Annotated in this window: 9 protein-coding genes; 7 read left to right on the forward strand and 2 right to left on the reverse strand. The window is 46.5% G+C overall.

Features of this window, described 5'->3' with window-relative positions; genetic code table 11:
• The first annotated feature begins 93 nt into the window (after positions 1-93).
• The 3 genes from NSQ29_RS28785 to mprF all read left to right on the forward strand — a co-directional run bounded on the left by NSQ29_RS28785 (position 94) and on the right by mprF (position 4,722).
• A complete protein-coding gene (locus NSQ29_RS28785) occupies positions 94-1,326 on the forward strand; it encodes a multidrug effflux MFS transporter (RefSeq protein ID WP_042192677.1) in 1,233 nt (410 codons plus the stop codon).
• A gap of 111 nt (positions 1,327-1,437) precedes the next feature.
• Entirely contained in the window at positions 1,438-1,788 is a 351-nt protein-coding gene (locus NSQ29_RS28790) for a FlxA-like family protein (protein ID WP_042192675.1), read from the forward strand.
• Between the two features lie 282 nt (positions 1,789-2,070).
• Entirely contained in the window at positions 2,071-4,722 is a 2,652-nt protein-coding gene (gene mprF / locus NSQ29_RS28795) for a bifunctional lysylphosphatidylglycerol flippase/synthetase MprF (protein ID WP_042192673.1), read from the forward strand.
• A 549-nt stretch (positions 4,723-5,271) separates the two neighbouring features.
• On the opposite strand, the gene NSQ29_RS28800 is transcribed toward mprF, so the two are convergent.
• Positions 5,272-6,744 carry an alpha-amylase gene (locus NSQ29_RS28800; RefSeq protein WP_042194667.1) on the reverse strand — a complete coding sequence of 491 codons (1,473 nt, stop codon included), beginning with the start codon at positions 6,742-6,744 and terminating at the stop codon, positions 5,272-5,274.
• Positions 6,745-6,882: 138 nt separating this feature from the next.
• A complete protein-coding gene (locus tag NSQ29_RS28805; RefSeq protein ID WP_042192671.1) occupies positions 6,883-8,475 on the reverse strand; it encodes a histidine kinase N-terminal 7TM domain-containing diguanylate cyclase in 1,593 nt (530 codons plus the stop codon).
• Between the two features lie 283 nt (positions 8,476-8,758).
• On the opposite strand from NSQ29_RS28805, the gene NSQ29_RS28810 reads away from it, so the two are divergent.
• The 4 genes from NSQ29_RS28810 (at position 8,759) to NSQ29_RS28825 (ending at position 12,616) form a co-directional block, all read left to right on the forward strand.
• Positions 8,759-9,541: an ABC transporter ATP-binding protein gene (locus tag NSQ29_RS28810; protein WP_042192669.1), complete on the forward strand. Its 783-nt coding sequence runs from the start codon at positions 8,759-8,761 to the stop codon at positions 9,539-9,541.
• Between the two features lie 2 nt (positions 9,542-9,543).
• Positions 9,544-10,356 carry an ABC transporter permease gene (locus NSQ29_RS28815; RefSeq protein ID WP_042192667.1) on the forward strand — a complete coding sequence of 271 codons (813 nt, stop codon included), beginning with the start codon at positions 9,544-9,546 and terminating at the stop codon, positions 10,354-10,356.
• Positions 10,356-11,273 carry an ABC transporter permease gene (locus tag NSQ29_RS28820; protein ID WP_081951232.1) on the forward strand — a complete coding sequence of 306 codons (918 nt, stop codon included), beginning with the start codon at positions 10,356-10,358 and terminating at the stop codon, positions 11,271-11,273. The genes NSQ29_RS28815 and NSQ29_RS28820 overlap by 1 nt, the downstream gene beginning before the upstream one ends.
• Before the next feature lie 242 nt (positions 11,274-11,515).
• A complete protein-coding gene (locus NSQ29_RS28825) occupies positions 11,516-12,616 on the forward strand; it encodes an ABC transporter substrate-binding protein (protein WP_341126614.1) in 1,101 nt (366 codons plus the stop codon).
• Positions 12,617-12,709 lie beyond the last annotated feature (93 nt).

Below are 12,709 nucleotides of genomic sequence, written 5' to 3' on the forward strand. Positions count from 1 at the left end.
ATAAAAGGATTGATCAATCCACTTCCTTTACGTTAGTATGAAGAATACAAAAAAAGGCCCAAGGGTTGCTTTAGAAAGGTTGAAGTAAGGATTATGATTGGAATTCAAAATGGTAATAAGCTTGCCGCAGATGGACCCTCACGGAAGCAGAGATTACAGCTGGCTGTGATTCTCGGCTCCATTACAACAATCGGCCCGTTGTCGATTGATATGTATTTGCCGGCACTGCCTACGCTTGTCGCGGATTTCGGTACGACCGCTGCTTTAGTGCAGCTTAGTCTGACCTTCTTTTTGCTGGGGCTTGCTTCAGGTCAGTTGGTCGCTGGACCTCTGAGTGATGTATATGGCCGCCGCGGTCCGCTGCTTATAGGTATGTTCATCTACGCCGTTTCCTCAGTGCTATGTGCTTTTAGTCCTTCGATTGGACTGCTGATCGTTTTGCGGTTTATTCAAGGTCTTGCTGGTTCAGTGGGGGTGGTTGTCTCTAGAGCGGCTGTTCGTGATTTATATAGTGGCTCTGAACTCACGAAGTTCTTCTCACTATTGATGATTGTGAATGGTCTCGGACCGATATTAGCTCCAGTTATTGGGGGCCAGCTGTTAAGGGTGACTACATGGCAAGGGATATTCCTCGTATTATTTGCTGCCGGAATTATTTTTTGTTTAACTATTCTATTGCGCTTGCCGGAAACGCTGCCGAAGGAGCGACGCTCTAAGAGTGGACTGAAGGGTACACTGCTTACCTTCCGGGTATTGCTGGGCAATCGTAAGTTTATGGGTTATGCCTTGTCTCAAGGTTTCGTTACGGCATCAATGTTCGCGTATATCTCAGGTTCTTCTTTTGTATTGCAAAATATTTTTGCGGTTACCCCGCAGGTTTATAGTCTGATCTTTGCAGTGAATGGGATCGGGATTATTATTACTGGCCAAATAGCCGGTAGACTTGCTGGAAAGGTAAGTGAGACTAAGTTGTTACTTAGTGGACTATTGCTATGTACGATGGGGGGCATCTTGCTACTGCTGACGGTTCTGGTAGGAGGAGGACTGATCCCTATTCTGATCTGTCTATTTGCGGTTGTCTCCAGTGTAGGGATTGTCGGAGCGACCAGCTTCTCACTGGCGATGCAAGATCAAGGTGAAACTGCAGGCAGTGCCTCGGCATTAATCGGATTAATCCCCCTATTGCTGGGTAGCTGTGTAGCGCCACTTGTGGGTCTTGGGGGCGTTGAGTCTGCACTTCCGATGGCGATTGTGATGGCATGTACAGGAATTCTCTCGATTCTATCTTATGTGCTGCTTGTTAGACGAGGAAAAGCAAGCTCCTAGCAGTCTATCATTGTAACCTGGCAAGTAGTACTTTCAGCAAACTTTCAGCGGGTCTTAACGTTCCTTACTTGCAAAAGGATTATATTGGAGGTAAGGAAGGGAGGGATAACCATGAGTATATCGGCAGTCTCAGGTTCCACATCGTATACTACCTCGACATCTAGCACTACAGATACCAGTACGCTTGAGAAACAAAAAGCGAAACTGGAAGCAGAACTGGACAAGATTAATGCCAGCTCAGACGATGACAAGACCAAGGAAACGAAAACGAAGCAAATTGAGCAACAGATTAAGACTATCGAGGCACAAATCTCGCAGAAGTCTCAGAGCAGTGCTTCCTCCGCAAGCAGTGTTGTAGAGGCACCTGCCAAACCTGCGAACAATACGCTTGCTGCAGCAAGTCCGCAAGAGATTGCTACCGCAACAACGGATAGTAAAGGCAGATTTGATATTCGAGTATAAACGCTAGTTAAACCCGTGCTACATAACAGAGAGGACATCCTTTGCCGTGAGGGATGTCCTTTTTGTTGTGCAATTTTATGTGTAAACTACAGTCTCAATGTTCTTTAGCTAAATAGAATTTCATTAACATTCTTTAACTATTGCAGGGATTAGGGCTGTGCTGGCAGTCTAATGTAGTAGGTGTTGATTATCATGGGTTTTTTATTCCAATAATTGTTATAATGAAATGGTTGTAAAAATTGTCTAGCACAACGTGTGTCGGCGGTAAGGGTAGGTGGCCTAATGCAATCAAAACAACAAACATTAGAAAGATTCAAAATTGTAAGGCTGTTCTTATCCATCTATCGGATTCGGGCGGTGAGAGCTCTCTTTCCAGTAGCTATCATAGCGCTGGTGTATTGGGAGGGGCAGCATGAGCTGAAGCAGGTTCATTTAGGACTTATTATGCGTGAGCTAAGAAGAGTGCCTACATCTGCCGTTTTGCAAATGATCGGATTTGCACTTCTCGCAGTAGCTGTAATGAGTGCTTATGATTATTTGATACGAGCACATTTTCGTTTGAAAGTAGGGCTGTGGGACACCTTCCGTTATGCTTGGATAGCTAATACATTTAATAATTTAATTGGTTTTGCAGGTCTGGCTGGAGTGGGTTTAAGGACGTTGATGTACAAAAAAAGCGGAGTGTCAACTTCCGTCCTAACGCCGGCAATCGTATTTTTATCACCACTCATGATTACCGGATTATCTTTACTTTCTTGGGCAAATATTTTTGGTTTACTCCCGGCAACGGCATTGCTGGAAGAGCATCATTGGTTAGTATTTGCGGTATGGGGGATGGCGCTTTATTTGCCGTTTTTTGTGTTTGTACAGCGCTCTGCTCTTTATGCAAAGTGGATTAACCGGGGACAAGGTAGAACACCCTGGCTTACAGTAGTTGCCTCTGTGGGTGCCTCCTTTCTGGAATGGAGTTTTGCTGGCGTAACGTTTTGGACAATCAGTAGTCATCTTTTGCACGAGGTACACTTTCCAGTCATATTCGGCATCTTTACGATTGCTGCCATCGCAGGCATCTTGAGTATGGCGCCTGGTGGTATCGGTGCTTTTGACCTTATTGCATTGTTGGGTCTTACGCAGCTTGGATTTAAAAGTGATCAGGCCATGGCAGTGCTTGTTATTTTTAGATTGTTCTATTATCTCATTCCATGGCTGATCGGATTGGTGCTGGCGGCACTGGAATTTGGTCTGCAGGGAAAAAAGGGTCAAGATCGTTCAGCTCCAGGGTTCGAACCCGCTCTTAACATTTGGCAGAGGATTTGGGGTTGGCCGGGTCAGTATACCTTTCTGAGCGATCTTGGTGTGTGGGCTCTAGGCAAGCTTGTACTAGCTAGCGGGCTTATTCTCTTACTATCAACAGCTACGCCCGGATTGTTGTACAGACTGAAGATTACAGAGGAAATATTGTCATTCTCGATCATGCAGCTCTCACATCATTTATCTGTACTTATTGGCTTTATGCTCATTTTGTTGTCGAGAGGCATTACATTACGGGTTCGTAGCGCGTACATCTGGACCAGCATTTTATTATTTTCCGGGTCGGTGTTTGCGGTGGCTAAAGGCTTTGATTATGAAGAGGCGCTGTTTCTGCTCCTAGTTGCACTCATTCTGTGGATCTCCAGATCTCGGTTCTACCGGATCAGTGCTCCCGTAAGCAGACAGAGTACGATTTGGTGGCTTGCGCTTACTTCAGTAATTGCCCTAAGCTATTATCTATTGGGCAGCCATGTCCATCGTGGATTTCTAAAGCATCTCCCGCCCGGTGTAGAGCCAGAGTGGCTACAGCGGCATAGTCATGTTGCTTTTACAGCCGTAGGGGGACTAGCTTTCTCTTGGATCATTCTTACTTTGCTGATCACCCTTAGACCCCATCGTAAACCGGAGGAGTTATTCGGAAATTTTGATATGGCAAGGCTGAAAAACTTCCTAGGTGAAGTTCAAGGCAATGCCCTAACTCATATGCTGTTTTTGGGTGATAAAAGCTTCTTCTGGGCGCAAGAAGGCAAGGTGTTGCTCGCTTTCGCTAGGGTTAGGGATAAGCTTGTAGTCCTTGGTGATCCATTGGGAGAGAGAAGTCTCATGAATGAGGCAATCAGTGAATTTAGACAAGCTGCAGATAAGTACGGTCTGGTCGTAGTTTTTTATCAGGCCACACCTGATTTCTTATCGATCTATCATGAACAGGGATATCGCTTTTTTAAGCTGGGGGAAGAGGCATTAGTAACGCTCGATACCTTTACGCTCAGTGGCAAAAAGAACAGTGATTTGCGAAGCGTATGCAACCGTTTTGAACGGGAAGGCTATGCCTTCGAAGTTGTAGAAGCACCGCACGCTGAAGAATTGCTACGAGAGCTGCGATCCGTTTCGAACGAATGGTTGAATGGGCGCACCGAAAAAGGGTATTCGCTGGGTTGGTTTAACGAGGCCTATCTACAGCTGGCTCCAATCGTGCTCCTGAGGAATGCCCAAGGGACGATACTGGCATTTGCTTCTATTGCAAATGGGTATGATCAGGGTATGACCTTATCGATTGATTTGATGCGCCATCGAAAGAATGTGCCAAACGGAACGATGGATTATTTATTTGTTCGTTTGCTAGAATGGGCGAAATCTAAGGGATATCATCGATTCAATCTAGGTAATGCCCCGCTGTCCAGTGTGGGTGAGAATGCTGGGGCCTTGAAAGAGGAGAAGCTGGCTCATCTCGTATTTAAAAGAGGGGGGCATTGGTACGGCTTTGTCGGACTTCGCCGCTATAAAGAAAAATTCAGCCCGGAGTGGGAACCGCGTTATTTGGCTTATCCGGCTTCTATAGCATTGCCGATCTTAACACTCGATCTGGTGAGGTTAGTATCCCGCCATCCTAGGGCGGAGGAGTAGAGTGAGACGTGCGTGAAGTCTGCGTACATTGGAGCTAAAGAAAAGGGGACCGTCTCAAAGTAGTTTTAGCTACTTGGGTACGACCCTTTTTTGCGTTGAAGGTTAATTGAAGTTTGAAATGATGGTTTGAGTGAAACACCAATACAACAAGTAGGGAATTTCTCCCTGAAATTCTAAGATTATCGGTCATTAGATTTATAATTAGGGAAAATATCCCTAAAATTCATCTGATTTGGTGGGAAATCAAGGCATTACCCTAATTTTCAGGGAGCTTTTCCCTAATTTCGTTGATTATAAGCGAATATCGAATATTTTTAGGGAGCTTTTCCCTAATTAGTGTTAAACCCACTCTGCCCACCGCAAAAACGTCTACCGCACATTCCCGCATGCATATCCTCATCATCGTCTGCCATCATTACCCAATCTGAAAAGGTTTAATGGTTAAGTGAGATCTTTACTTGGACTATTCCATAAAATAGATGAAGCTGCCCCGTAAGCAGCATTCACTACTTTCGAGAGCAGCCTCATCTATTTTGAGTAACATAACCCTTATTTTTCGTCGGCTTTTTCATCAGGCAGAGCCCAGACAGATACGCTGCCACCGTTGACCGGGAAGGTCGCCCAGCCATCTTTTTCAATCGTTATAGTCGCCTTGTGATTATGAGTGAAATCTACCCATGCTTCACCCGCGCGTTGTTCCCCTACGAACATTCTTTTCTGACCGTTCTCACCGTTACTAATCACAACCGCACAGCCGGAGCGTTCGATGTCTTTCACGCCGAGTCGTGTCCAGCCAATCGTGTTGGGATGATCGAAATAATCCTTCTGCTCACCATAGGCTTTGTGATAGCGGGTATATAGCAGCGGGTCAATCGCCTCTTTTTTGCCTGCGACAGGTGTAGGTCCCTCGATCCCATAATAATCTCCATAAAAGACCACAGGATATCCGTCGCGTCGCAGTAGGATAAGTGCATAAGCACTTTGCTTAAACCAATCATCTACCCAAGATTCCAGAGCTTCATGGGGTTGAGAATCATGATTGTCAACGAACGTTACAGCATTGGTAGGATGGGTCTGCACCAGTGTGTCGTCGAGGATTTTGGTTAAATCAAAGTTTCTACCCCCCAAGGAAGCTGAATGCAGCTTGTAGTGAAGGGAGACATCGAAGAGATCGATCTTATAGTCGACGGTATTTAGAAATTGTCGGCAGGATTCTAAATCCGAATTCCAGAACTCACCCACGATATAGAAATCCTTCTCACATTTATTAAACATTTCTACCGCGAATTGTTTCACAAACTCATGGTTGATATGCTTGATGGCATCTAAGCGAAAGCCGCTGCAGTGGAGCGTGTCCACCAGCCATTTTCCCCATTGGATCATTTCTTTTTTGACTTCTGGATGACTGTAATCAATATTTGCGAACATTAGATAATCGTAGTTGCCGAACTCGTCATCAACATTCTGGTTCCATGTTTTATTCTCGCCTGCGATACGGAATACACCTGTTCGCCCCGACTTGGCGTCGAAGTCAGTGCCGTTAAAATGATTGTGATTCCATTTAAAGGAAGAGTGTTCATCACCGCGGCCGGGGAAGGTGAATTTCGTCCAGCCCTCAATCTCGAAAGGCTTGGAGATTTCTTTCATCCGGTCATTAGGGTCGACCTCGATCACCTGGAAGACTTCCTTTTCATCCGCTCCTGCTTTGTGATTCATGACCAAATCAACGTACACGGCAATGCCGTTTTTTTGACATTCCGAAATGGCTTCAATCAGTGCTTGTTTGGTGCCATATTTGGTGCGTACCGTACCTTTTTGGTCATATTCGCCCAGATCGTATAGATCATACACGCCATAGCCTGTATCGTCGGCGGAGACGGCCTTTGTCACAGGAGGTACCCAAACAGAATCAATGCCTACGGCTTTTAGTGCGGAAGCTGTTTCTTTCAGGCGATCCCAGTGTTTCCCATCCGCAGCGACATGCCATTCAAAAAATTGCATCATTGTATGGTTCCTCATTATTTCTTGCGCCTCCATATCCATAAAGCGAATTTTTTCTACACTCTGATTAGATTTTCAGATAACTCTTATTAAACGTAAAAACAGACTATGAAAAATAAGGCAGGCTGATGAATGCGCTGGGAGGGACAAAGATGCGATTTATATAGGCTTGAAAAGTGTAATTTCTGATCTCTGGGAGAGGTGGACAGCATTGCGTCCGTTTCGTTTGGAACTGTACAGAGCATGGTCAGCCTCTGACAGTAGCTCTTCTAGAGTGGCTTTAGGACTTAGGGCTTCTACTACTCCGAAGCTGGCAGTCACGTTAATGGACCCGATGAGCGTATATAAGACACTTTGTTCAATATCTGCGCGGATAGTTTCACAGAGTTGTGCGGCTTGCTTCAGCGACGTATCTGGCAAACAGATCACAAATTCCTCACCGCCATAACGTCCGAAGATGTCACCCTCCCGGATATGTCTGTTGCATACCTCGACAATGTGCTGAAGGGCTTGATCTCCATATTGATGTCCGAATCGATCATTAATGCTTTTGAAGAAGTCTACATCCAGCAAAATAATCGATAGTGAACTCCGATTGCTCGCGGCCTGAACAAGAAGCCCTCGGCTCAGCTCCAAAAAATAGGTACGGTTATAAATCCCCGTCAGACTATCCATCGTAGCCAATTGACGCAGCTTATCTTGAAGCAGTATTCGTTCAGTTACGTCAATCAGCATGATCATTTGTCCTGCTAAGTATCCCCCTTGTTTCTGTACGGGAGAGGACCGAATTTGGTAGTAACAAATCTCGTCTCCTTTGATCCAAGCAACTTCCCGTTCTTCGCGTTGCAGTGGCTCTGTATCCATAACATAGGACAAGGCATCTTTGCCGGCATTAAGAAACAGTTGAGCCAGCGGTTTACCAATCGCCGAGGAATTAAGTCCTTCTATCATATCCGCGGCTGCGCGATTGTAATCGACGAGCATGTCCGAACGATCGGTGACAAGCACCCCATCTCGCATGCTTTCGAACAGATTCTCACGGGCGATAGGCGCAGCTGTTAGCATACCTCTTGATAGGATAGCCCAGATATATAGGGTGGAAGTGATACTCATAATGATGGGAACGGGATCCATCCCGTAGGGAGTCAGGCCCATTAAATATAAAAAAGAGCCTAACGTTGGAAGGCTTAGTCCAATTAGAATGGTAACGATTTGTCTCCGGTATACCCGTTTCATCCGGTTCCACTGCCATAACATAAGGCAGATAGCTGCCAGTAGACAGCCAAAAGTAAAGCTGCCGTGAACGATATACCAAGGTCCCATCACTACATCAACGAGTGGGGAGGGCGTATTGTCTCGCAAATAAATGGATTTATAGAAGAGGTGGTGGTAATCATTGGTCCACACCATCAGTGTTGTGATGAACGGTATTATATATAGCGCTGCTCGCATGCCCTTTTTAATTAGACTCTCCAGCCCTACGAAATGCATCACCATAATAAGGCTGGCGGGCGCTATAAAAGGCATCCCCAGGTACTCTACTTTAATCCAAAAACTCATTTCCTCCAGTGTTTTCCCCGACAGTTCTAGTGCGAAGCCGAAGGTATAAATCGCGGAAGTGAAGGAGCTTATAACAAAGGCTCTAATTCCTAAGAAATCCGTTTTTTTATAGTAGGCGAAAAGGGCTAGTAAAACGCTCAGGACACCAGATATAGCCACAATAACAATATAATTCGAAATTACAGATCCCATGGGTCTATTGTCTCCTACTGAGGAAAGATATGGATAAATATTACCACAAATCTACAAATATTTAAAAATCACTTCATTTGAAACTTGAATAAATGTCCCCCTAGACAAAATGACGTGATTTAGCGGGAGCTATTTTACTAATTGTCTAATGAGAGTCCAGTGAGCAGCGTGTAACATGTTAGTTAATACTACACAACAGAAGATTTTAACTCGACACACTCTCTAGTGAGTCAGATTAATTAACATTAATTGCATAGCTTATTTTGATAAGGGGGGGCTGAGGATGTCATTACTCGCGACAAATATTCCTGAAATTCAGCTGGAAAATGTTGAAATGCGCTATAGGGCAGAAGCTGCGGAAGTGCTTGCACTGCATCAGGTGAGTCTTGATATTGCAAAGGGGGAGTTCGTCTCACTGCTCGGACCTTCAGGATGTGGCAAAACAACGCTTTTGAGACTGATGGCCGATCTCATCGCGCCAACGGGCGGGAACATTGTAGTCGCTGGAAAAAGTGCTAAAGAGGCAAGGCTGGCGCAGAAATATGGCATTGTTTTTCAAAGTCCTGTGCTGTATGACTGGCGGAAGGTGAAGCATAACATCACATTGCCGCTGGAACTGATGGGAGTTAAAAAGTCGATCCGTGAAGAGAGGGCGCTGGAGCTTCTTGATCTAGTGGGCTTGCAGAGCTTCGCGGATAAATACTCTTGGCAGCTTAGTGGGGGGATGCAGCAAAGAGTAGCGATTGCCAGAGCGCTATCGATGGAGCCGGAAATTCTACTGATGGATGAACCGTTCTCTGCACTGGATGAGTTTACACGTGAGCGTCTGAACGAAGAACTGTTATCTGTCTGGAGCAAGGTGCAGAACACGATTGTCTTCGTAACACATAGTATTCCTGAGTCGATATTCCTCTCTGACCGGGTGTTTGTTCTTTCCCCGCATCCAGGTCGCTTATCCGCTGTGGTTGAAATTCCTCTGCCACGTCCGCGAACGGCGGAAATGAGAAACAGCCCAGAGTTTTTCGAACTGATCGCAAGTATTCGCGACAGTTTTGAAGGGGTGTAGGGATGAAAGGGGGCAGTATCTTTGTACGGGGTCGCCTGCTGCCGTTGTTTGTCTGGATATTTGGTTTGCTGCTAGTTTGGGAAGGAACCTCCTGGATGCTGCTCCATGTAGTGGAGACACCGTTAGCTCAGTCCAAGTTGCCCTACGTTCATGAGGTGCTATCCACGCTGTGGAAGTATAGTGGCACGCTTCTGAAGGAGGGGGCTGCCACCTTTGGCAATGCTGGTGTTGGCTTCCTGATTGGTGCGGTGGCTGGTGCTTCGCTGGCGGTGCTAATGAGCTTGTCGAAGACGATAGAACGGTTAACTTTTCCTTACGCTATCGCCTCGCAGATGATTCCGATCCTGGGGCTGGCGCCGATCATTTATGGGATTGTGAGAGATGAGCAGACTTCACGGATTATTATTTCGGGTTATATTACATTCTTCCCAGTGGCTCTCAATATGCTGCGTGGCTTGCGAAGTGTGGATCCTTCCGCGCTGGAATTAATGCATTCTTACGCAGCGAAGCCGTGGGCAGTCTATTGGAAACTCAGATTTCCAGCGGCCCTGCCGGGTTTGTTCGGAGGGCTTAAGATTGCTGCTCCGCTCGCAGTGACTGGTGCTATCCTGGTAGAGCTCATGGGTGCGCAGCACGGGATTGGCGTAATCATGCTGCGTAATCTCTACTACGGCAGCTCTCATACCTACATGTTCTGGTCTACGGTGATTGTCGGCGCTTTGTTGGGGATTGTAAGTTACTGGTTGATCAGTCTGATAGAACGTTTGGTGGCGCCGTGGCAGCCTGAATTTCGACCGAAAGGAGGTAGCCGCTAATGGAAACCAACTCCGTTCGGGAGGCTTCATTTATGGGCTCTAGTGGTAAAGAAATGGCTCAGCCGGCGCTAACGGCTACACAAAAGAATGCTGTAGCCGTTCCAAAACCTGCGGAAGCTACCGCGAGTCGAGGCGGCTCACGAATGCTGAAGAGGATATTTAGCGCAGGGGTGCTGCTGCCTGTATTGGCGGGGGTGTTGTTTCTTGGGCTATGGGAGTTCGAATTCTTTCATAAGATCTTTGATCTGAAGAAATATCAGCTGCCGTTGCCCACAGCAATTGCCACGACCATGAGGGATAATTTCAGCATGTTGCTATCCTATACCGGATACACCCTTACTGAGGCTGTGCTGGGAATGTTGGTTGGTTCTGCTATCGGATTTCTGATCGCTTTAGCTGCTACAGCTTGGCCGCGCTGGGGAAGTGGAAGTTTAACTTTGGTTGCTGCTCTAAATGCTGTGCCCATCGTCGCCCTCGCGCCCATTATGAATCTGTGGTTCGGGGATGGGATAGGCTCGCGGATTGCCATAGTAACGGCAACTACAATGGCTGCGATGGCGATCAACGCCTATAAAGGCATGGCGGCGATCGATCCATTGGCGCTGGATCTGATGCATTCCTATGCGGCAGGTAAACCGGCAGTGTTTCGTTATCTGCGGATTCGCAATAGCTTACCCTATGTATTTACAGCACTGAAGATCAACGCGACGGCGAGTATGATTGGCGCCATTGTTGGGGAATTCTTTTTCTCCTCAAAAGGGCTTGGGTACCTGCTCTCCAATTCCATTAAAGTTGCCAAAATGCCACTGGGCTGGTCCTGTATTGTGCTGGCTGCAATTGCCGGCGTGCTCTTCTACCTAGTGGTTGAGCGGCTTGAGAAAGTGTTCATCAAGTGGCATCCTTCGCAACGTAAATGAGCTCTATAACATCATTACATCCGGTCCTAGTGGGAAGGGAAAAGAGAAACCGCCCACGGCTGTATGCATACAACGCACCACGATGATTGTCCATACTGTGCTGCTTGAAATATAAGGATTTATAAGTTTCACACTATACATCATCCTTATATTTCTCGCTTAAACGCTTATCATCCTTATAAGGACGACGAAGGCGTTTACGCTTGTTACAAACTTAAATTACGATAGGGGGAGTTCGATTGATGAATGGGAAAAAACGCAAATTTCGTGGTGGTTTGTTGGCGATCGTGATGATGTTAAGTGTTTCTTTAATGGCGGGTTGCGGGGGCAACAATAATAACTCGGCAGCCGAAGCTACGACTGCCCCTGAAGCTTCTACAGCTCCTGAGGCAAGTGCTACGGCTGAACCAGCGGCTGATCCAGTTACAGTGAAGCTGCAATTAAAATGGGTGCCACAGGCACAATTTGCTGGATATTTTGTGGCGCAGGATAAAGGATATTACAAGGAAGAAGGATTGAATGTAGAGATTTTGCCGGGAGGTCCGGATATTGTTCCGGAACAGCAAGTAGCAGGTGGCTCCGCAGATATCGGTGTGGGTTGGGTAGCCAGCTTGCTGCCGAGTCTTGAAGAGGGAATGCCGCTGGTGCAGATCGCGCAAATCTATCAAAAGAGCGGATTGGTCCTGGTCTCCAAAAAATCGGCGGGCATCAACTCAGCCGCTGATCTTAAGGGTAAAAAAGTCGGCAATTGGATGGGCGGCAACGAGTTTGAACTATTAGCGTTATTCGATAAATATAAGTTCGATCCGAATAAGGATCTAAGTTTTACGAAGCAAGGGTTCACGATGGATCAGTTCTTGGGCGATCAGATCGATGCGGCCTCAGCGATGACTTACAACGAGTACCAAGTAGTGCTGGAGTCAGGTGTTAAGGCTGAGGATCTGAATGTCATCGATATGAATACAGAAGGCGTAGCGATGCTAGAGGATAATCTGTTCGCTAATAAGGAATGGCTTGCGGAGAACAAGGAGACTGCGGCAAAGTTTGTACGTGCCTCCCTGAAGGGCTGGAAAGATGCAATTGCTGATCCTGCGGCTGCGGTGGATAGTGTAATGAAGCAAGCAGAAGACGGCAGTACTACTAAGGAGCATCAATTGACGATGATGACCGAGGTTGCCAAGCTGATTCTGCCTGAGGGCTTTGATAGTGCGAAGATGGGATATACCGATGCAGCGGCGTTCCAGCAAACGGCTGATATTTCGCAAAAGTTCGGTGTTATTAAAGAGCCTGCTAAGGTAGATGAGGCTTATACGAACGAAATCGTAGAAATGGCAGCAAAATAACCAACTGAGCTTAATGTTATAGTGGATGGCCGCCTGATCTGGCGGTCATCTATTATAATCAGCAGTCCATCAGTGCATCTGAAACAGAGAAAG

This window comes from Paenibacillus sp. FSL F4-0236 (assembly GCF_038000135.1).
In the GTDB taxonomy this organism is placed as follows: Bacteria; Bacillota; Bacilli; order Paenibacillales; family Paenibacillaceae; genus Paenibacillus_AQ.